19 protein-coding genes and 1 pseudogene are annotated in these 19,896 nt (G+C 59.2%); 12 read left to right on the top strand and 8 right to left on the bottom strand.

Going from position 1 to position 19,896, the window contains the following annotated elements; translation table 11 throughout:
- The first annotated feature begins 1,364 nt into the window (after nt 1–1,364).
- The 7 genes from UNPA324_RS09040 to UNPA324_RS09010 all read left to right on the top strand — a co-directional run bounded on the left by UNPA324_RS09040 (nt 1,365) and on the right by UNPA324_RS09010 (nt 6,783).
- A complete protein-coding gene (locus UNPA324_RS09040; RefSeq protein ID WP_141934467.1) occupies nt 1,365–2,138 on the top strand; it encodes a heme ABC transporter permease in 774 nt (257 codons plus the stop codon).
- Nucleotides 2,139–2,145: 7 nt separating this feature from the next.
- Nucleotides 2,146–2,298, top strand: a complete 153-nt coding sequence (gene ccmD, locus UNPA324_RS09035; RefSeq protein ID WP_141934466.1) for a heme exporter protein CcmD — start codon at nt 2,146–2,148, stop codon at nt 2,296–2,298.
- Nucleotides 2,295–2,918, top strand: coding sequence for a DsbE family thiol:disulfide interchange protein (locus tag UNPA324_RS09030; RefSeq protein WP_141934465.1), 624 nt, complete (start codon nt 2,295–2,297; stop codon nt 2,916–2,918). Before ccmD ends, UNPA324_RS09030 begins: the two co-directional genes overlap by 4 nt.
- Nucleotides 2,919–3,117: 199 nt before the next feature.
- Nucleotides 3,118–3,816 (top strand): c-type cytochrome biogenesis protein CcmI, encoded by a 699-nt coding sequence (ccmI, locus tag UNPA324_RS09025; protein ID WP_141934464.1) that lies wholly within the window; start codon nt 3,118–3,120, stop codon nt 3,814–3,816.
- 3 nt (nt 3,817–3,819) lie between these two features.
- A complete protein-coding gene (gene ccmE, locus UNPA324_RS09020) occupies nt 3,820–4,272 on the top strand; it encodes a cytochrome c maturation protein CcmE (protein ID WP_141934463.1) in 453 nt (150 codons plus the stop codon).
- A gap of 40 nt (nt 4,273–4,312) precedes the next feature.
- A complete protein-coding gene (locus UNPA324_RS09015) occupies nt 4,313–6,310 on the top strand; it encodes a heme lyase CcmF/NrfE family subunit (protein ID WP_141934462.1) in 1,998 nt (665 codons plus the stop codon).
- A complete protein-coding gene (locus tag UNPA324_RS09010; RefSeq protein WP_141934461.1) occupies nt 6,307–6,783 on the top strand; it encodes a cytochrome c-type biogenesis protein in 477 nt (158 codons plus the stop codon). Before UNPA324_RS09015 ends, UNPA324_RS09010 begins: the two co-directional genes overlap by 4 nt.
- Before the next feature lie 97 nt (nt 6,784–6,880).
- Here UNPA324_RS09010 and ccmB read toward each other — a convergent pair whose 3' ends face one another.
- The 4 genes from ccmB to UNPA324_RS08990 form a co-directional block, all read right to left on the bottom strand.
- The gene (gene ccmB / locus UNPA324_RS09005; RefSeq protein ID WP_141934460.1) at nt 6,881–7,543 is read right to left on the bottom strand and encodes a heme exporter protein CcmB; all 663 of its coding nucleotides are present in this window, start codon (nt 7,541–7,543) and stop codon (nt 6,881–6,883) included.
- Nucleotides 7,544–7,670: 127 nt separating this feature from the next.
- Entirely contained in the window at nt 7,671–8,297 is a 627-nt protein-coding gene (gene ccmA, locus UNPA324_RS09000; protein ID WP_141934459.1) for a heme ABC exporter ATP-binding protein CcmA, read from the bottom strand.
- Between the two features lie 361 nt (nt 8,298–8,658).
- Nucleotides 8,659–9,912, bottom strand: a complete 1,254-nt coding sequence (gene hemA / locus UNPA324_RS08995) for a 5-aminolevulinate synthase (RefSeq protein WP_246667146.1) — start codon at nt 9,910–9,912, stop codon at nt 8,659–8,661.
- 345 nt (nt 9,913–10,257) lie between these two features.
- Nucleotides 10,258–10,482: a hypothetical protein gene (locus UNPA324_RS08990; RefSeq protein WP_141934457.1), complete on the bottom strand. Its 225-nt coding sequence runs from the start codon at nt 10,480–10,482 to the stop codon at nt 10,258–10,260.
- 527 nt (nt 10,483–11,009) lie between these two features.
- Between UNPA324_RS08990 and UNPA324_RS08985 the strand changes: the two genes are divergently transcribed.
- The 4 genes from UNPA324_RS08985 (at nt 11,010) to hemE (ending at nt 14,679) form a co-directional block, all read left to right on the top strand.
- Nucleotides 11,010–11,648: a cytochrome P460 family protein gene (locus tag UNPA324_RS08985; RefSeq protein WP_141934456.1), complete on the top strand. Its 639-nt coding sequence runs from the start codon at nt 11,010–11,012 to the stop codon at nt 11,646–11,648.
- A 46-nt stretch (nt 11,649–11,694) separates the two neighbouring features.
- Nucleotides 11,695–12,264 carry a cytochrome P460 family protein gene (locus UNPA324_RS08980; RefSeq protein WP_141934455.1) on the top strand — a complete coding sequence of 190 codons (570 nt, stop codon included), beginning with the start codon at nt 11,695–11,697 and terminating at the stop codon, nt 12,262–12,264.
- Between the two features lie 114 nt (nt 12,265–12,378).
- Nucleotides 12,379–13,425: a DUF7482 domain-containing protein gene (locus tag UNPA324_RS08975; protein WP_246667145.1), complete on the top strand. Its 1,047-nt coding sequence runs from the start codon at nt 12,379–12,381 to the stop codon at nt 13,423–13,425.
- Between the two features lie 186 nt (nt 13,426–13,611).
- The gene (gene hemE, locus UNPA324_RS08970) at nt 13,612–14,679 is read left to right on the top strand and encodes a uroporphyrinogen decarboxylase (RefSeq protein WP_141938770.1); all 1,068 of its coding nucleotides are present in this window, start codon (nt 13,612–13,614) and stop codon (nt 14,677–14,679) included.
- Nucleotides 14,680–14,706: 27 nt separating this feature from the next.
- Here hemE and UNPA324_RS35645 read toward each other — a convergent pair.
- The 4 genes and pseudogenes from UNPA324_RS35645 to UNPA324_RS35640 form a co-directional block, all read right to left on the bottom strand.
- Nucleotides 14,707–14,905 (bottom strand): annotated as a pseudogene (locus UNPA324_RS35645) (ferritin-like domain-containing protein); the annotation flags it as partial.
- A 78-nt stretch (nt 14,906–14,983) separates the two neighbouring features.
- Nucleotides 14,984–15,268 carry a (2Fe-2S)-binding protein gene (locus UNPA324_RS08960; RefSeq protein ID WP_141934453.1) on the bottom strand — a complete coding sequence of 95 codons (285 nt, stop codon included), beginning with the start codon at nt 15,266–15,268 and terminating at the stop codon, nt 14,984–14,986.
- Between the two features lie 163 nt (nt 15,269–15,431).
- The gene (locus UNPA324_RS08955; protein ID WP_181769339.1) at nt 15,432–16,145 is read right to left on the bottom strand and encodes a caspase family protein; all 714 of its coding nucleotides are present in this window, start codon (nt 16,143–16,145) and stop codon (nt 15,432–15,434) included.
- A gap of 195 nt (nt 16,146–16,340) precedes the next feature.
- Nucleotides 16,341–16,820 carry a hypothetical protein gene (locus tag UNPA324_RS35640; protein ID WP_246667144.1) on the bottom strand — a complete coding sequence of 160 codons (480 nt, stop codon included), beginning with the start codon at nt 16,818–16,820 and terminating at the stop codon, nt 16,341–16,343.
- A 1,054-nt stretch (nt 16,821–17,874) separates the two neighbouring features.
- Between UNPA324_RS35640 and nhaA the strand changes: the two genes are divergently transcribed.
- Nucleotides 17,875–19,743 carry a Na+/H+ antiporter NhaA gene (gene nhaA, locus UNPA324_RS08945; protein ID WP_141934451.1) on the top strand — a complete coding sequence of 623 codons (1,869 nt, stop codon included), beginning with the start codon at nt 17,875–17,877 and terminating at the stop codon, nt 19,741–19,743.
- Nucleotides 19,744–19,896 lie beyond the last annotated feature (153 nt).

Here is a 19,896-nt window from a genome sequence, read left to right as displayed (position 1 = left end):
AAATGCGTCCCTAATCTTCGCGGTCACAACATCATAGGCCACTATGCGCTTATCGTGATTGGTGCGAGATAGTTCTCACGAGTTCGGTCACGGGTTGGAGTTTGAAGATGCGTGGCCGATTCTCGAAGGATGCACCGGTACCGCGATGGCCGTTTAGAAATGTACCCTTGATAGCGGTCCCGTGGCCCGCATTTTCTATCCCGGCCCCTGAGACCCGCGAAACCGATTGCTACGCGGACACCCCTAACTCTCTCCGTACTGGTCTTGATCGTGGGCCTGCAAGATGCGGACAAAATCGGCCATGCTGGATTGGTCTCGATTTTCGGCCGTAGCCCCAAGTCGTGTGTTGGGCGCGGGCGGGCTCCCTCGCCAAAACCAGATTAGGAGATCCACGATGTTTTTCATGGCCGGCTCTCCGCAGCGAACCGTCGAACTAGAGACACTTGCGGGATCGGCGACGCACGTTTCAATCAGGGGAAAGGTCGGTCGGGCGCTACGCCGCCGACCCTATCCTGCAACTGCCTGCTCGCGGGCCGGTTCCGTTGCTTTTCATTCCGTATCAACAGCTAGCACGGGTCTTGTGATTGACGCCATTGGGCGCGGGTATCGAGTGACAGTACAGAGGTATTGGTTGAATCAACGCCGGTCTAATTCCGAATGGGCGTAGACAAAAGAAGGCCGCCTGCGTTGCCACAAGCGGCCCAAGTCTAGGGAGGCGCCCAAGGTGGGCAGCGATGGCGGGGGGAGAGGACCATCGCAGCTTCATACATACGATGATCGCGATCGCCGGCTCAATTGAACGCTGGTACAGGTCAGCCATCCAAATGCAGCAAGGATCCTATACGAAAGGTCAAGACGCTCGCCGCTCGGCGAACCGCTTCTACTGACCTAAGCCGCTAGCTTACCGCACTCCACATCGACGTGGTCATAATTGCCGCCTCCGGATCAAGCGGCGAGCCAGGAGCACCGATAGCCGTTGAGTGCTTCGACCGTTACCACGACAGGCATGCGTCAGACGCGAGGCCACTTATCCAAGTGATCGCGCATCCCCAGACGCTTTCCACATCCTCAACGCCAACTACGTGACTGCACAACCCCGAGCCTCAAAGCGCAGCCAAATATTCTTCGTGCAAAATCAGCGTCAAGGATCAAACCTCATCGGGCCGACGTCTCGATAGATATGTCTAAACTCTGACCTTCGGGCATCGAAATGATAACTGAGGGTAATTTGCGAACCCGTGCCTCCTGTGATGCAATACTCATCTGCTTGCAGGCGACCCGAGAGCAGAGTCCTTTCGCGAGCCGCGTTCGGAGGCGAGTGAATTCCCCCCCCGCCTGCAGATTGGCTTCGAGGAGAGCGAAATTTGAAGCTCAGCTTTAGCGCCTATAGCAATCCGGGCAACTTCGTGCGCATTACCGCAAAGCTGCTGCCGTTGCTTTGGGGTTCGACAGCCGTCGCGTTCGCGCTTGGTCTATTTGGAACGTTCGACGCGCCCCCCGACTATCAGCAAGGTGAGACGGCGCGAATAATGTACATCCACGTCCCCGCCGCCTGGACAGCGATGCTCGCCTACACGTTGATGGTGGTGTCTTCGCTTGGATCATTGGTATGGCGTCATCCACTCGCCGATGCGGCTCAAAAAGCGGCCGCACCCCTAGGCGCAGCTTTCACTTTCATCTGCCTGGTCACGGGCTCGTTGTGGGGCAAACCAATGTGGGGCACATATTGGGTCTGGGACGCACGGCTCACTTCCATGCTGGTTCTGCTTCTCATTTATCTCGGTCTCATCGCGCTCTGGCAGACAATCGAGGACCCGAGTAGAGCGGCACGAGCAGTTTCGATTATGACCCTGGTCGGTTTTATCGATATTCCGATTGTGAAGTTCTCGGTTGATTGGTGGAACACGCTCCACCAACCGGCGTCGGTGTTCCGGATGGAGGGCTCGGCGATTGCTGGCTCGATGCTATGGCCGCTGATCGTTATGGCGCTCGCATACACACTTTTGTTCGTGACTCTCCACGTTATGGCGGTTCGCAACGAGATCATGCGACGCCGAGCCCGGCGGCTTGCGATCACGCTAGCGGTAAATGGCGAGGCGGCGATGACTCGTATGCTGTCTGCCGAAATAGCTTCCTGAGCAGACCATGTTGCGGCATAACGGATTCATCATGGCGGCGTTTCTGGTGACGGGCACTGTTCTAGCTGGAATGATTGTAGCAGTGCTTATCGACTACCGCTTTCAGCGCCGTACCTTGTCTCGTCTTATTGATCACTCGGATCGGCGCGGTCGCGCATGAGCAATATCCCGGCCTCAATTCACCTATCATCGAGTGCCACGCCGCCTCGACGCCGAGTGGCCCGCTTGTGGGTGGTTATCCCTTTATTGGTCTTCTGCGGAATTGCGGCACTACTTCTAGTGCGGCTCGGGGCCGGAGACCCCTCACTCGTGCCCTCTGCTCTAATAGGCAGGTCAGTACCGCAATTTGCGCTGAAGCCGCTCGAAGGGCTTTCAACATCCGGTCCACCCGGCTTGTCGAGCGCAGATTTGCGGAGAGGGCACGTGACAATCTTGAACGTGTTTGCATCATGGTGTGTTGAGTGTCGGGAAGAAGAAGGAGCCCTAATGGCGTTGGCGAGCGACCCGACTCTGCAGCGACGGGGCGTGAAACTCACCGGCATTGTGTACAAGGACGATCCCAAAAATGCGTTGGCCTATCTCGTCGCTCACGGCAACCCGTTTGCACAGGTCGGCACTGACCGCTCGGGCCGAACGGGAATCGATTTCGGTGTCTATGGCGTTCCCGAGACCTACGTGATCAAGGGCGATGGCACAATCGCTTACAAGCTGGTTGGTGGCATCTCGGACGCAAGTCGGCCTGGTTTGATGGCGGCGATTGCCGAAGCGGCGCGTCCATGACGTCTCCATTGCACTCCGCGATGGATGCAAGAAGGATCGGTTCTTGTCTCGGCGTCGTAGGGCTCCGTCCGCTTACATTGTTCGCAAAGTCCGAGCTGCCAATGAAAACGGCACAGTCGGTTAGCCCGAGCTTCAACGGCGGCAGATACCGGCGGGTGGTGCGATATGCGGTGGCGAGGACAAACGGAGGTCTTGAAACGTGCTGTGGGCCATTTTTGCAATGATGACGTCTTCAGTCGCGCTGGCACTGGCGAGGTCGCTTTCCGAGCGGCGCGTGGTCGTTCGCGCTCACGATCCGAATGTGACGTTCTATCGCGATCTTCTGACTGAAGCGGATGAAGGCGTGCGCTGCGGACTGCTAGCATCTGAAGATGCCGTGACGACTCGCGCCGAGATCGAGCGCCGGCTGCTCGCGTCACTCAACTCGGCATGCGAGGGCCGGCCGCATGCGTCCCGTCGTGGAGGTGAGCGACGCGGCGCGGCGGCTTTGGCGATCGTCTTAATGCTGCCGCTCGTCGCGCTCGCGTCGTACCTCAAGGTCGGCGCTCCCAGCCAACCTGACATGCCGATCGCATCGAGGCCGTCCAATCGAGATTTTAGCCTCGCTGCCGCGGTTCCTGACATCCACGCCGGCCAAGCCGGAGCTAACATTGCAGGGCTTCCTCCAGAGCAACGGAGCAACGCGATCCGGGGGATGGTAGCGGAGCTCGCCGAGAAACTCTCGAAGGACGGCCATCACCTTCAAGGATGGCTACAACTTATTAGGTCTTACGCGGCGTTGGGTGAGCGCGAGAAGGCCGAGGCGGCTGTCGCAAGCGCACGTGCTCAGCTAGCAGGCGATGAGCAAGCGTCGGCCAGCGTGGATGAACTCGTCAGACAGCTTCGTTTAGAGGAGTAGATCTTGACGCGAAAGGGCAGGCGCCTCGCTATCATCAGCGCAGCTGGCGTCACTTTGACGATCGCGATAGGGCTCATCCTGTTCGCGTTGCGAGACAGTATTGTCTTCTTTTATGGGCCGAGCGAACTGGCCGCAAAGGCGCCGCCGCCAGGCACCCGGCTGCGCATCGGCGGGCTAGTGAAACGTGGCTCACTCACTCATGAGGGTTCGTCGACTGTCATCTTCGCGGTGACAGACCTAAAGCACGATGTCGACGTCAGCTACACCGGATTGTTGCCGGATCTCTTCCGTGAAGGACAGGGCGTTGTCGCCGAGGGCACGGTGGAAGGACCGAGCCTTTTTCATGCCGACACCGTGCTAGCAAAACACGACGAGCGATATATGCCCAAGGAGGTAGCTGACGAGCTCAAGCGAGAAGGTACTTGGCGCAACGAAAGATCTGCGCGAGCGCAATAGCGCCGCGCCCACGAAACATCCCAGCTGATGGGACCACAAGATGATCATTGAAACCGGACATTACGCGCTCGCTTTGGCTCTCGCCGTCGCGCTGCTTCAATCAGTTCTGCCACTCTGGGGAACCCGTACTCGTGATTCGGCACTTATTTCAATCGCGGTCCCTGCCGCAATCACCCAGTTCCTGCTCTTAGGTTATGCCTTCGCAGCACTGACTTACGCCCATGTGGCGTCTGACTTCAGTCTCGTGACCGTCGCCGAGAACTCACTCACCACCAAACCGCTAATATACAAAATCGCAGGCGTCTGGGGCAATCACGAAGGATCCATGCTGCTTTGGGTTCTGATTCTCGCGGCTTTTGGAGCGGCTGTATCGATTTTAGAACGCGCCATGGCGAACGAACTACGCGCGAATACGCTGGCGGTCCAAGGCTGGATCTCGCTTGCCTTCCTCTGTTTCATTCTGTTCACCTCCGATCCCTTCTTGCGACGATTTCCGGCGCCGTTTGAGGGCCTGGACCTTAATCCGCTGCTTCAAGACCCGGGCCTCGCCATACACCCGCCGCTCCTTTACGTCGGCTATGTCGGTTTTTCGATCGTGTTCTCTTTCGCGGTAGCCGCGCTGATCAGTGGCCGGCTAGACGCCGCTTGGGCCCGCTACGTTCGGCCCTGGATACTGATTGCCTGGATCTTTTTGACGCTTGGCATCGCCATGGGGTCGTACTGGGCCTATTACACCCTAGGCTGGGGCGGATTCTGGTTCTGGGATCCGGTCGAAAACGCGTCACTGATGCCCTGGCTTGCGGGCACCGCGCTCCTCCATTCGGCTGCCGTCATGGAGAAGCGCGAAGCTCTCAAGATTTGGACACTGTTCCTGGCGATACTCACGTTCTCGCTGTCGCTGCTGGGTACCTTCCTCGTGCGCTCCGGAGTACTGACCTCCGTCCATTCGTTCGCCAGCGACCCGGCTCGCGGCGTCTTCATCCTGGTCATACTGACCGTATTCATCGGCGGGCCACTCGCGCTCTACGCGTGGCGCGCGCCTTCCCTGAGCGAGCGTAGCGTGTTCGCACCCTTTTCACGCGAGAGCGCGCTGGCAGTCAACAACCTGCTGCTGACCACCTGCTGCGTTACGGTTCTGACCGGCACGCTCTATCCGCTCGCGCTTGAGGCGCTGACGGGAGACAAGATCTCGGTCGGAGCGCCGTTTTTCAATTTAACGCTCGGCCCGCTCGTAGTGCCTATCGTTCTGCTGATGCCGCTCGCTCAGTCGATCGCCTGGAAGCGCGGCGACCTGCTCGGGGCAGCGCAACGGGTAACGGTCGCAGCCTTAGTTGGTCTTGTAGTCTCCGTTGTACTGGTTGCCGTCGTCCGGGGCGGCCCCGTCTTCGCCGCAGCCGGTCTCGGCCTAGCCGTCTACCTCATCGTCGGTTCGTTCACCGACGTGGCGTCGCGTATTTGGGCACGAGGGCAAGGCGGCGGGGTTATGCTAGCCCGCGCGGTCGGGCTGCCGCGCTCCGCGTGGGGGGCGGCGATCGCTCACGCCGGCCTTGGCTTGACACTCATGGGCTTGGTGGCGACGGGTTGGGGTGTGGAGCGGATCGCGACCGTCAAGTTGGGCCAGAGGATCGATCTCGGCCCTTATCAAGCCACCATCGAGAATTTTCGATCGCGGCAGGGCCCGAACTACTCGGAACTCGTCGGCCATACGGTTATCAGCAAGGGCGGCGCATACGTGACCGCCGTCGAGCCAGCCAAGCGCAGCTTCCCCACACGACAAACAACCATCACCGAGGCAGGCATCGTAACGCTGAGTTTTGGGCAGATCTACATTTCACTTGGGGACCGCCACGCGGATGGTTCGATTGATGTGCGCCTGTTCTGGAAGCCGCTCGTGACGAGCATCTGGATCGGTGCGGTCATTATAGCGTTCGGAGGGATTGTGTCGCTGTCCGATAGACGCCTCCGAGTTGGCTTCGTGCGCCGCGCGGCTCGCCTCCGCGTCGCCGGCAACCCCGCAGCGCCGGAGCCCGCCGAATGACGTCGCTTCGTCGCATTCTTCTGCTTTCGATCGTACTCGCAAGCATCGCCCCTAGCTTGGCAAGGGCGGTTCAGCCGGATGAGATCCTGAGCAACCCGAAACTCGAGGCACGCGCGCGCGCTCTTTCCGCCGGACTGCGTTGTCTGGTCTGTCAAAATGAGTCTATCGACGATTCCAAGGCAGAGCTCGCGCGGGACCTTCGCCTGCTGGTGCGCGAGCGCCTTAAGCTCGGAGAGAGTGATGAGCAGGTCCGCGATTTTCTGGTGAAGCGTTACGGAAACTTTATCCTGCTGAAACCGCCACTCGACTTGGAAACCGCTCTCCTTTGGGGAATGCCGGCTTTCGTGCTCGCGGCGGGCGCGATCGCTCTCCTGTTCGGATTTCGCCGCCAACAATCCACGCCAGCGGCACCATTGAGCCAAGCGGAGCGGAATCGGCTTGCCGCTGTGTTTGACTCCGATACTCCACTATAGGCTCGTCCTGAGGTCTAGCGGCCTTAGCTTCGGGTAAGGCCGAAGTCGTTCCACATAGGTGGCGCCCGAAAGAAAACTCTGTCGTCGCACGCGCTCATTACTCACCCGCGCTACGAAGTGCTGCGGCCGCAGCTATCGGAGCGAGCGCGATGGACGCGAGTCCGAGTGCGCAGAGGACCAAGAACGGTGTCAAAAAGGGCGTTGTGGCACTTTGCGCCGCAGAGACACCGAAGATCAGCACCGGCACGGCCAGTGGTACGACGAGGATCGATAGCAACAGACCGCCGCGCCGCAGGGTGACAGTAAGAGACGCCCCGATCGCCCCCAGAAAGGTGAAGGCCGGCGTACCAACCAACAACGTTGCTGCAACCGATCGGAGGGCGGAACCATCCAAATCCAACATCAGGCCAAACAGAGGCGAGAGCATAACGAGCGGTAGCCCCGTCACAAACCAGTGGGCGATGCACTTCACAAGAACAATGAGTTCTAGGGGCGCCGGCGACAGCAACATCTGGTCCAGCGAACCGTCCTCTTGATCCGCCTGAAATAGACGGTCGAGGCCTAATAGACTCGCGAGAAGTGCTGCTATCCATAGAATTGCTGGGCCGATCCGCGACAGCAAGCGTAGGTCAGGCCCGATCGCGAAAGGTACGACCGTCACAAGGCTGAGGAAAAAGACCAGACCCAGAATCCCACCTCCACCGATGCGGCGGGCTAGCATGAGGTCGCGAAGAAAAACGACGAGGAGAATACGGGTCATAGTGCCCATCCGGCATCGCCATTGGGCCGAGACCGCTCCGCTGAAATCGGAACGGCGTGATCTCTTCTCTCCCGATCTCGAGACAGACCGCTATGTGGGGTGCGACCGCACTTCAGCGAAATGGCCATCACCTGGTTCCAAGTCTGACTTGCACTGTTCCTCGCAGACCAAGAGGTTCGTGGGTCGCGGCCAGTGTCAATCCTCCGCCTTCGAGATGGCTGGCGACGATAGTCTTCAGCAAGGCGCGCGCGTGCCGGTCGAGCGCTGTTAGCGGTTCGTCGAGTAACCATAGAGGGCGATCGACGATTAAGAGCCGGGCCAATGCGACACGGCGACGCTGCCCCGCGGAAAGATAGCCGACAGGCAGATCGAGAACGTGGGCCAACTCCATGCGGTCCAGCGCCTCTAACGGGGTTCGGCGGTCTCGCCCCAAAAATCCCAGGCCGATGTCGAGGTTCTCGCGGGCGGTCAACGACGATTTCAGCCCGTCGAGATGGCCCACGTAGTGGAGGCGTTCTGCCAGGGGCGCCGGATCCGTGGCTTCGGACTCCACCCATGACATGCGGCCGGATCCTAGTGGAAAAAAGCCGGCGATCGCCCGCAAGAGTGTAGATTTGCCCACTCCGTTGGGACCGGTCACTTCGGCGATTTGGCCCGCGCTTAGTCGCAAAGACATCCCGTCGAGCAGGATGCGCTCGCCGCGCGCCACGGACAGATCTTCGATCAGCAGATGGGATCGCTGCCTAATATCCATGTTCAGTCCTCGTTGTCCTGTTTCGTTGTGATCGTTTTCAACGAACCCTCATTTGGAGGGCTTATCGAAATGAACGACGGTTCGGGACAAACGTGTTCGAGCGGCGACGGAGAACAGCCCAGGAGGCCGAGGAGGTTCGCTCTTCGGGGCTGCCCATTAAACGGATGCGAGCCAGATTGTGAACGCTGACGGCAGGATGTGCCACGCGATCGCCCCTACAAAGGTGAAAGCGATGTTGCATTGCCCAGCTTGCTGCCTCGGCTGCACCACCGGGAACGCCCGACGTCCTTCCCTTGTAGGTTAGCCGACGCCCTGCCGACGAAGCCGCAGGCGGTCGCGGGAGCGTTCCCAATCACGGCTCTCAGTAAAGAGAAAGGGCCTCCCAGGTCTCAGTGAGCGCAGCTGCGAGTTCAGCTATATGGGTATCCGCGTGGTATGGCGACGGCGTGATGCGCAGCCGCTCTGTCCCACGCGGGACCGTCGGATAGTTGATCGGCTGGATATAGATGGCGTGGCGCTGTAGAAGGCGATCGGCTGCCGCCTTGCACAATTCCGCATCGCCGACGATCACAGGCACGATGTGGGTTCCGGTCCGGAGAACGGGAAGCCCGGCGGCTTGGAGCGCCTCTTTCGTGGCAGCGGCCTGTCGTTGGTGTGCTTCGCGCTCGGCAGACGAGTGTTTCAGGTAGCGAACAGATGCACGCGCTGCGGCGGCAATCGGTGGAGGGAGGGCGGTCGTGAAGATGAATCCAGGCGCGAAGCTGCGCACCGCATCGCAAATAGATCGCGACGCCGAGATATAACCGCCAATGCAGCCAAATCCCTTGGCGAGAGTACCCTCGATCACCGTCAAGCGGTGCATCACGCCTTCGCGCTCGCTAATTCCGCCGCCGCGAGCGCCATAGAGGCCGACGGCGTGAACCTCATCAAGGTAGGTCATCGCCCCATACTGCTCGGCCAGGTTGCAGATTGCGCCGATCGGCGCCACATCCCCGTCCATTGAGTAGACGGATTCGAATACGACGAGCTTGGGGCGGCTTCCCGCCTCGCGCAGCAAGGCCTCAAGGTGGCCAAGATCGTTGTGGCGGAAAATCCGCTTTTCGCAACCTGATTGACGGATGCCTTCGATAATCGAATTGTGGTTGAATGCATCAGAAAAGATTACGCACTCTGGGATCAGCTTACCGATTGTGGAGATGCTGGCCTGGTTCGATACGTAGCCGGAGGTGAAGACGAGACTGGCCTCCTTGCCGTGCAGATCAGCAAGTTCGCCCTCTAAATCAACCAAGGGCGAACTATTTCCCGCGATGTTGCGAGTTCCACCTGCTCCTGCACCGCAGCGGTGTGCCGTCGCGGTAAGCGCGCCCACGACCTCCGGATGTTGTCCCATGCCCAGATAATCATTCGAGCACCAAACCGTGATTTCAGCAACGGATCCGTCAGTGCGGCGCCATTTGGCGGTTGGGAAGCGACCGGAGACGCGTTCGATGTTAGCGAAGACGCGATAACGTTGTTCCCCGCGCAGGCGCTCAAGAGAGTCGTGGAAATGCTGTTCGTATGTTTCGGCCGCACAATTGACGGCGCCCCTAGCGAACGTCGCTGCGGGCCTCGTCAACGCTCGTTTCCTGCACAATATGTCCGCACACGAGTGTGTGTCCGTACAGGAATGTCCATTACCAGAGCTTCCGCGCGCTGGATGCTTCGCTTGACGCTCAGCCGATATGTCCAGATCTTCCATGTCAACCTTCCCTATCCGTCGCTCGAGCATGGGTCGACCATAGCCCATCACGCAGAGCGCTTCGCACTCGTCTCAGTTATGATTTTAAAATCCTCCGGTTATGATCGAGCGCCGCCGCCTGAGGCAGCTCAGACCGAGCTTAAGCCCCTGTCTTTTTTTCATGATGCGTACGCCGCCCGGACGCAAAATCCCTAAGGTCGCGACTTGGCCCCGGAAGCTAAGTCAGCTGTACGACCAGATCAGCAAGATCAGCGAGATCGTTCGTCGCTCACCGCACTCGAAGATGCCGCCCAGATCATAGTCCAATACGCTCGATGGCTGTTCACCAGTGAAGAGCTGGGCGATCCGGATCGGCAGCCGGGCCGAAGTAAACAAAGCCGAGGCGAAGCTCTCCTGCCGACTGGTAGTGTCACACTCCCAATGTTTGACGTAGAAGGCCTCTTCCAACGCTAGCGCGGTGCGGTGTCGACAGTCGAGACACTATGCCTTCTCGAAGAGAAGTGCCTTCACCAAACACGATGGACAAGAGCTCGTAAGCTGCGCTGACACGGCGATCGCTCGGAATAGGCGAGGCAAGCCGCGAGCGAGTTGACGACGCTAAGAGAGATTGAATGATCAGGGCTCGGTGTCGGTCGGGAGATTGCATCGGCCCTTTCGTGGGATCGCGTACGACATTTGGAACAGCAAGCCCAATCTTCAGATGAGCAAAGAGTGTCGCTCATCAGCAAGGACTGGAACATGTCCATTGGCCGCAATTCAGGGCGTTGCGTTGCGAGCAAACAGAAAGAGCCGATGATCAAACATTGATAGTCCGAGAGCGTCATTTCCATCGGGCATTGATTTCATGCCCCTTTGTTGCTTTCGCACTTTTGCATCGACGCCTACTCTGATCTGCGCGCAGTTAATGAGACCACCCGCGCAAGAATGCAGTCATTGCCTCATCGGCAATATCGAGCTGTCAAAGGAGAGAGATTATGAGACGCACCGTACTGGCACTTTCCGCGGTCCTTGGCGTTGGCGCTCTAGCAACCGCAGCCTTCGCGCAGCAACCACAGCTTCCACCACCGGACGATTGGCACGCCACCGGCCGCTATCTTCCTGAATACACGAAAGATGGTGACCTTGTTCTGCCAAAGAACTTTCACGAATGGGTTTACGTTGGCTCGCCGACAACGCCCAATTTTTTAAACCCGCCTCAAGCAAATTTCCCTGAATTTCATAACGTATATATCGAACCAGGTTCTTACGAGATCTACAAGAAGACGGGCGTCTTCCCTGAAGGCACAATCTTTGTGAAGGAACTGCAGCTCCTGCAGCCCGCCACTAATCCGGACGGTTCGAGAACGGAGCCTTCGGGTAAGGGGTTCTTTCCGGGTGCCTTCAACGGAGCGGATGTGACCGTCAAGGACACCGAGAGATATAAGGCAAGCCACGGCTGGGGCTATTACAACTTCAACCACCATGAACCCAAGGCGGCTACCGCTAAAGTCCGACCGGTTGAGGAATGCGGCTACTGCCACATCGCAAACGCGAAACGGGACGACGTATGGACGCAGTTCTATGCGTTGCTTGACCAGGTGCCGCTACCGCCAGGCCCGAAACCCTCCAAGTAAAGCCGCCCAGCGAGAACCCGTCTATCAAAAAGTAGGGAGAACTGTGATGAAAATTCCCGGAAGCGCGGCCTTGGCGTCCGCATCGTTGATCGCTGTGACCGTTGGGTGCTTTGTCTCACACCCTGTAGCTAGCCAGGCCGCACCTGCGCAGGAACAACTCGTCGATGGGGCAGGCAACATGCATGTCCCGAAGAACTACCAAACGGCCTACGAATTCTTTGGGAGCTGGTCTGTTGCAGGTGACAAAGGTGCCAAGGAGATGCACGTGGTCTACGCTTCGCCCGGAACTGCGGCGGCCTATCGCGCGACTGGCAAATTTCCCGAAGGTTCGGTCCTTGTGAAAGAAGTTTACGGCACGGCCACGTCGGATATGACGACTGGGACCGTCAGCCATCAAGACATTCTCAAAGGATGGTTCATGATGGTGAAGGACAGCAAGAACAGCCACCCCGATAATAAGCTCTGGGGCAATGGTTGGGGCTGGTCCTGGTTTGATGCGGGTGATCCGATGAAAACGACCTCAACGAACTTTCGCTCAGATTGTCTAGGTTGTCACATCCCTGCCAAAGCGACCGACTGGATCTATGTTCAGGGCTATCCCGGGCTCAAAAAGTAACAGGCCGTCGGCGAACTATCAGTATCACCTGTGCAAAACCAGACTGGATGCAAAGAAGGTAACCTCATGAAGCCCAGCGGAAAGCTCGTCAGATGCGTTTGCGGATCGATGGTGATGTTTGTGGTGTCGTTTTCGATACCTCATGTAAGTCTCGCGGCCGATCCAACCGCTGGCAAAAAGATCACGAAGCAATTTCTTACGTCGGGCCAGGTGGACCTAGTACGAGAGGTGGTGACGCTACCGCTCCATCGGGGCCGTCTTGCGTCGGGAGAGACCGTTTGGTTCGTGCTCACCGACGTAAGCGATTACGCTACTTCAAAAGAGATGGGGCTTACGTGGGCGCCGAGTCTCGCTGATGCCAAGGACCTGAAGAGCACACGGGTTGCGGAAATGGACGACACGGGTAACTTCACGTTTGAATCGGGGCGGGTCGATTTCTCGCCTTCGCAGAAGTTGGTCGGAGGGGACGCGCCCAAGTTTTTTCCTCCTAAGACAGCCCGGGCCGGTTCTATTGGGGATGCGCACTACAGCCCGCTGGTGCGGGTAGCCAATCGTATGAATATTGTTTTCAATGCACCGATCATCGCGTTCGATGTCGGGCCGGATAAAATCTCATTCTGCAAGGGTAGCCCTGATTACTCCCTCGTGACGGACTCCGTAGCAAGTATTTGTCCTGATAAGGGCATTGTCGACTTGAAACTTCGGTTTGGGTTCGCGAACGGAAAACACCTGCGTTATCTTAGTTTTGACGCAAATTCCGAGGAATCGGCGACCCTTGAGTCGTCCACCTTTGCGCCTGCGGAAAGCGACATTCTACAGAGCGGCGCGATTGAGGTGATCTACACGATTGTGAATGGCACCATGGGTGCGAACGATCCGAATCGCCAGGGACTCAACAGTGCGATCAAGGGAGAGGGGCCCTCGCTCGACATCCTCGCGCACTTCACGGAGATCAGCGCCGGATACTCTCCGATGTGGGACGTGCGGCTAGCCGAGTGGACCAAGGAAGCTATCGTAAAGGATCAAAGGAAACTGATCACTGACGGCGACGATCTTGAAGCCAAAAGCGCGGCGGGCTTACTGGTGAGTCCTGCGGGAGGGCCGGTGAAGACGACGGGCAATCTAGTGAATTGTCCGGTTGTGGGCTTTACCAATGAATAATCTCCTTGCCACATAGCCGCGCTTCCCTCGTTCATGCGGGAAGCGCAATCGGTCTCTCAACCACCGACGCTTCCCTCTCACGTCGATGCGAATTTGATGAGCACGCGCTAGGACCCGACGCTTGTGATTGTAGGCCTTGATAATCTGCCGGGCGTTTCCCTGCTCCGCTTCTGCGCGCGGCGGTGTATCAGGAACCTCAATTCTGCATCAGGACCATCCGTACCCCAGTCTGCGACCAAGCCCTTCATCGATGTGCTCTCTGGCCAGCGGCAAACCATCCCGCCTTTGTGGATGATGCGGCAGGCCGGCCGCTATCTGCCTGAATATCGCGAGGTGCGCGCCAAGGCCGGCGGCTTCCTCGATCTCTGCTTCAATCCGGAGCTTGCCGCCGAAGTCACGCTGCAGCCGATCCGCCGGTTCGGCTTCGATGCGGCGATCATCTTCTCCGACATCCTGGTGATCCCCCATGCGCTTGGCCGCGCGGTGCGGTTCGAGGTCGGCGAAGGGCCGCGGCTCGAGCCGCTCGATGATCCTGCCAAGGTCGGAGCGCTCGCCGCGCAGGCCGACTTCGGCACTCTCCAGCCGGTGTTCGAGGCGCTCAGGATGGTGCGCGGCGCGCTCGACCCAAAGGTGGCGCTGATCGGCTTCTGCGGCGCGCCGTGGACGGTTGCGACCTACATGGTCGCGGGCCACGGCACGCCCGACCAGGCGCCGGCGCGGATGATGGCCTACCGTCATCCCGAGGCGTTTGCGAAGATCATCGACGTCCTCGTCGAGAACTCGATCCACTATTTGCTGGCGCAACTCGAGGCCGGCGCCAACGCCTTGCAGATCTTCGACACCTGGGCCGGCGTGCTGCCGCCGGCCGAGTTCGCGCGCTGGTCGACCGAGCCGACGCGGCGCATCGTCGAAGGCGTGCGCGCCAAGGTGCCTGATGCCAAGATCATCGGCTTCCCCCGCGGCTCGGGCGCGCAACTGCCTGGCTATGTCGAGGCGACCGGCGTCAATGCGGTCAGCATGGACTGGACCGCCGAGCCCGCCTTTATCCGCGAGCGCGTGCAGAGCCGCGTCGCTGTGCAGGGCAATCTCGATCCGCTGGTGCTGATCACGGGCGGCGCGGCACTCGACCGCGCCGTCGACAACGTGCTGGCAAATTTTTCGCAAGGGCGCTTCATCTTCAATCTCGGCCACGGCATCCAGCCGGAGACGCCGATCGCCCATGTCGAGCAGATGATCAAACGCGTACGTGGCTAGCGAGCGATCCTTCCCGACAGGCCCAACATCGGTGAAGCGGTCGGCGTGCTTCCTCTCCGCGATCGACTCCCTGCGCCAAGCCTTGACCGTTTCAGCAGGCCCCAGATGTCCAAGAACCGGTAGTGCAGCCAGTATGGTTTATGGCGGTGAGCTCGTGACGCAGTCCCCTGTTAAGATACTCGATGACTCTGGGGTCGCCTGTATGATGAACTCCAAGACTTGAGATCGGGCCTTCGCCTTTCTTAGTTTGGAACGCTTCTGAGGAAAAACAAGCAAGCATCCCAGAGACGAAACTGAGAGGCACCTACCGAGAAAAACCAAGAAAGTTGGTCGGTGCGGGTCCAACTCTGGGCTCATCCTGCGCGTCATCCTTGATCCGGCGATGCGGACAGTCGGCCTGACAGGCTAGCGCACATTCCCTATACGCCTCGTCGATGATCGTCTTGATGGTGCGCGCGCAGCGGCCGCACTCGGCGCTGCAGCCGAGACAGTCATAGATATGTTTGGCATTGCGCAGCGCATCCTCGGCCGTGTTCACGGCGTGGCGAACATCGCGGTCGGTGAGGACATTGCAGGAGCAAACGATCATGAAACCCTGAAGGGACGTTTCAGCAAGGCAGTTGAGATCGGTATGGGACGGCGGTCGGGCGCGTAGAATGTTCCAAAGAACATGGGAGATGATTGAGCGGGGACCCCCCCTTGGAAGTGTTCCTTGACCCTTGTTCCTTGCAGATCAGCAGAACTTTGTATGTTCACTCGCTGCGACCCCTAGCCGCAAATCCGACCGAGGACACGGGAACGCCGCTCCGTTCCGCCCAAACATCCACACTGTCGGTTAGCGTGGATGACACAACTGGAGTCTGCTGGCCCTGAGTTGCAGTCACCACTGCATTTTGGGTATTGTTGAAGACGTCCTCTATCCCCCTCGAAGAATCCATCTGCGTAAGAAGAGCGGTCATCAGCCGGCTATGTAGTTCATCAGGGTCTTCGACGATTACACCAGGCGCGGCTGAGCTCAGGATCAGCGCATTCTCACCTCCTTGAATGGGTGCAAGCCCATGTGAATAAGTCCTGAAGCGTCGCTCGTAAGGGTTGCGGCGCGAAGCCTCAATAACTAGGAGCCTGACGCGTGCTCCGGAGGTCTGGAGTTGCGAGAGGAGATGGTCAATGCTTAACCCTTGTAGACGGATATCTTCTTCACTCCAAATCTTCGCATCGACTGGGATTAGATAATTGTGTCCGTCACACTGGATTCCGTAACCTCCGAAATAGACTAACACAGTGGAGTTCGAATGTACTCTTGCCGTTAGATCATCGATTGCGTGTGTCATGTCCGAGCCCGTGGCATTTTCAATGGCATCGACCAGAAAGCCGTGCTCGCGAAGAGCATTTGTCAGGCCTTCAGCGTCGCGTGTCATTATGGGAAGAGGAGAGTCAGCATCGGGATAGGCCGAATTGCCAATCACCAGCGCCAGTCGACTAGTGTCGAGAGGCGCGGATTTGCCGGACCAGATGGGATCGCTGATGGGCCGAGGCGTCTCCCGCTGCCTTGTCCCGTCGAGACTGGTTGAGAGCAAGCTGAGTGAGACTGCAATGCCGACTAGTCTTGGAGATCTCATTCCATTACGGTCTCCGACGAAACACGCCTTTCCGCTTGCTCGTCAATTCCGTCGCGCCGTCCAGTAGCCTGAACAGCGCGCTGATCCTGAGTGGCCGCTCCAGGTCCCTCGACCGGCCGTCGCAAACAGTTTGCCCGCGCCCGCGGCATATTTGTCTTGGACGGTCACGGAAGCGCGAACCGCGCCCGTTTTTGCAACGTATCCTCGAAACTTCACGAGATTGGGATGCGTGACAATTCCGTTGGTCACATCGACAGTGAAGCTGTAAGTGGAATCGCAGGTTCCTCTTTGCGTCGCGAAGACGAGGTCCCAGGAGCCGTCGTAGGGCGATGAATCGTATGCTGTCGGCGCAGAGTGGTGACTCCGCCGCGCCAATAAGTGCACGTCTGTCGTCAAATCTGGTATCGTCGCCCTGATCGACGTACCATTGATCGGCGAGGCTGACGATTTGGCCGTGGCGGCGATCGCGATAGGAACAGCAATTGCGAGCGCACTCGCCAGCTTGCAGACCTGAATCTTCATGGAAGCTCCTGTTCGCTTTAAACCACGCAACGAGAATGACCTTGCAACTCGGTCGAGGGAAATCACCTCTCGCCATGGAGTCGATAGACGACCATTATTGCCGCTTTGCTGGGCGAGACTACAGTGAGGAGGCCCATCATCGGGTAGTTCAAGGGCGACGGCGAGTTAGGAGCCTCTGCGGACGTGGCGAGCAGACAATCATGTAACCACCCACGGCGCGGCGAACTCATGGGCTAGAGCGTGATGGCACCAACTTCGAGCGATATGCATTCGAAGAACCAAAATTTTCCGTCGTGGTAAATGACGCCGGTGGACGACGGGCTGTTGTGGCCGAAGGGACCCCGGCGCCATAGCGACGCTGGTTTTGCGCGGATTGACGGTGGATAGCCTCGAACCCGGTCGGGACGGCCGCGCCCCCGACGTCCTCCGTGCGCGGAGCTTGCTTAAATCGACGCCTCGAGTGTTGGAAATCCGTGCGAGTGGCGGACACCGCACCAGGGTAGAAAGCGCAAAGCCATGTCGGGCCGTGTGCCTTCAGAGCGGCAGGCGATTCTTCTCTCCTCAGATGCGGTGGGCGACTACTTTTGAGCTGTTCCGATAACGGTTGGCTATCGACTTCATGGCGAGAGGTGATTTTCTTTTTCACCGTCGCTGACCCAATCTTAATCAGTCATCGCCCGCTCGCGGCTGTGGCCGAAGTCGGCCTTCCGTTGGACGATCATAAGAGGTCCGACATGCGCGTCGAAGAGACGGCCCGCATTTGCTTGCCCCGCTCTGTCGAACACCGGCCGTTGGAGAATGCCGTGGTGCTCGTGGTGGCGGCGAGTGTTGCGAACGGATTGGAGCGTACGTTCAGCACAAGTGTGAGTTGCGTGTGCGATGACGATACCGGCTGCATTGCGTCGAGATGTATGGAGATCCCAGTCGTCGGGTCCAACGGCGAGGTGTCGGGCGACTTGTGCCATACCAATCTGTTCGATGCGCGAACCGCGGTCGCTGCTGGCGAGCGGCCGCCTGTGAGAATGGCGCGCGAACACTTGGGCTCCGTTCAGCGATGAAGCTTATGATCCCGCCCGGCCGCCTCGATCGTGCAGTCGATCACAAGACAGAGCACGTGCTCGGCCCCGCCGATGCCGAGATCTCGCTGGTTGAGTACGGCAGCTACGCCTGTCCGCACTGCAGGGCTGCCAACGAGCGCATCGCGCAGGCGCGCGATCAACTTGGCGACCGCGTTTGCTATGCCTTCCGCCATAGGCCGCTCACTGACAACAGTCTTTCCTTCCGTGCTGCGGAGCTCGCTGAGCTTGCTCAGACGCCAGAGGCGTTTTGGTCGGCGCATATCAAGCTGATGACAAGGTCGATGCAGCTCACAGAGGACGATCTTTCAGCGGTGGCTGCTGACCTAGGTGTGCATGCCAACCCCACGCTTCGCGATAACGACGCGGTTCGCCGCGCGAAGGCGAGGGTGGAGTCTGACATCGCGAGTGCACGCGCGAGCGGCGTGAGATTCACGCCGACATTTTACATCAACCGCCGGCGCTACGACGGACCCTGGGACGAAAGTTCTCTCGTTGATGCAATGCTTGGCACGCTTGGACACCGCGTCCGTACGGCTGCTCTAGACTTCGCGAGCTGGGGCCCGTCCGCCGGCACTTTGCTCGTCGTCGCGACCGTGGCGGCGATTGTCTTGACGAACTCGCCGATCGGATCGGCGTTCGAGGCGCTCTGGCGCTGGGAGTTCGGCGTGAGCTTGGGCAGCACAGCCTTTCGGATGTCCATCCTCCATTGGGTTAACGACGGGCTGTTGACGCTGTTCTTCCTCGTTGTAGGATTGGAAGTGAAGCGCGAAATGACAGTCGGACACCTCGCAAGCCGTCGCTCCGCAGCGCTTCCGATCGCGGCCGCGCTCGGCGGCATGGTTGTGCCGGCCTGTCTGTATTCGCTGGTTCTCCCCGCGGGGCCGTGGTCGTACGGGTGGGGCGTGCCGATGGCGACGGACACTGCGTTCCCGATTGCCTTGATTGCAGTGATGGGCTCCCGCGTCCCCGTTGAGCTGCGCATCTTCCTCACCGCGGCGGCCATCGTTGACGACATCGGTGCGATCGTCGTCGTCGCTGCGTTTTACTCCGGCGAAATCCATCTGGCCTACCTTGCTGCGGCGGCGATGGTTGTAGTTGCGCTAGTGCTGCTGAGCCGGTCTGGGGTGTATCATCTCTCGCCCTACATCCTGATGGGCGCTGCGCTGTGGGCCCTCGTATACGCGGGCGGTCTCCACGCCACATTGGCCGGCGTGTTACTTGCCTTGTTCATTCCGACGCGACCGCCAGCCAATCTGGCAGCCCTGATGACGCAGGCGAGCGCCATTATCGCGTCCGAGGCTCGGCATGAGGGCGAAGTTCTCAGGCGCGGCCCCTCCACGCCAGCCCTGCAGGCGCTCGACGTAATCTACGATAGAATTGAATCGCCCGCCGATCGACTGCTACGACACGCCGGTGCGCGATCGAGCTACGCTGTCCTCCCAATCTTCGCATTGGCGAATGCCGGAGTGACGATCAACCCAGGCGTCCTCGCTGGCCATGGCCGTCTCACGGCTGCGATCGTCGCTAGTCTCGCTATAGGAAAACCGCTCGGCGTCTTCCTCGCGGCCGCAGCGGCAGTGCGCACAGGCATAGCCGTCAAGCCGGCCGAATACACGTGGCGGCAGCTGGGCGGGGCAGGAGCCCTCGCTGGCATTGGCTTCACGATGTCGCTTTTCATCGCCGGACAGGCTTTTCCAAGTGCCACCGACTTCTCGGCCGCAAAAATCGCTGTGTTCGCCGCCTCTAGTCTTTCCGCCGTCGTCGGGACCGGCCTGCTCTGGGGAGCTTCGCGTCAGGAGCTTATCCGAGATGCGCCGCAGAGCGCCGGCATGAAATCATCATAGCTTGCCGCCACTTATGCCTGACCGTGAAAAGGAGATGATTCCACCTGAGAGGCAGTCCGCCTGTTCCACATCGCAGGCGTGAAACTTAGGGGCACCTCGTCGAGATCTCCTGGTATCCCGCCGCCGAGGACACCAGCAACGCAGAGTTATCGT

The organism is Bradyrhizobium sp. UNPA324, from assembly GCF_006658635.1.
GTDB classification, from domain to species: domain Bacteria; phylum Pseudomonadota; class Alphaproteobacteria; order Rhizobiales; family Xanthobacteraceae; genus Bradyrhizobium; species Bradyrhizobium nanningense.
This window is presented reverse-complemented; position numbering and strand designations above follow the sequence as displayed.

What these genes read in the sequence shown, in the direction of transcription:
- ccmD (WP_141934466.1), top strand. Translation starts at nt 2,146, where the DNA reads ATGTTGCGGCATAACGGATTCATCATGGCGGCGTTTCTGGTGACGGGC.
- UNPA324_RS09030 (WP_141934465.1), top strand. Translation starts at nt 2,295, where the DNA reads ATGAGCAATATCCCGGCCTCAATTCACCTATCATCGAGTGCCACGCCG.
- UNPA324_RS09015 (WP_141934462.1), top strand. Translation starts at nt 4,313, where the DNA reads ATGATCATTGAAACCGGACATTACGCGCTCGCTTTGGCTCTCGCCGTC.
- UNPA324_RS09010 (WP_141934461.1), top strand. Translation starts at nt 6,307, where the DNA reads ATGACGTCGCTTCGTCGCATTCTTCTGCTTTCGATCGTACTCGCAAGC.
- ccmB (WP_141934460.1), bottom strand. Translation starts at nt 7,543, where the DNA reads ATGACCCGTATTCTCCTCGTCGTTTTTCTTCGCGACCTCATGCTAGCC.
- ccmA (WP_141934459.1), bottom strand. Translation starts at nt 8,297, where the DNA reads ATGGATATTAGGCAGCGATCCCATCTGCTGATCGAAGATCTGTCCGTG.
- UNPA324_RS08985 (WP_141934456.1), top strand. Translation starts at nt 11,010, where the DNA reads ATGAGACGCACCGTACTGGCACTTTCCGCGGTCCTTGGCGTTGGCGCT.
- UNPA324_RS08980 (WP_141934455.1), top strand. Translation starts at nt 11,695, where the DNA reads ATGAAAATTCCCGGAAGCGCGGCCTTGGCGTCCGCATCGTTGATCGCT.
- UNPA324_RS08975 (WP_246667145.1), top strand. Translation starts at nt 12,379, where the DNA reads ATGTTTGTGGTGTCGTTTTCGATACCTCATGTAAGTCTCGCGGCCGAT.
- UNPA324_RS08960 (WP_141934453.1), bottom strand. Translation starts at nt 15,268, where the DNA reads ATGATCGTTTGCTCCTGCAATGTCCTCACCGACCGCGATGTTCGCCAC.
- UNPA324_RS35640 (WP_246667144.1), bottom strand. Translation starts at nt 16,820, where the DNA reads ATGAAGATTCAGGTCTGCAAGCTGGCGAGTGCGCTCGCAATTGCTGTT.
- nhaA (WP_141934451.1), top strand. Translation starts at nt 17,875, where the DNA reads ATGAAGCTTATGATCCCGCCCGGCCGCCTCGATCGTGCAGTCGATCAC.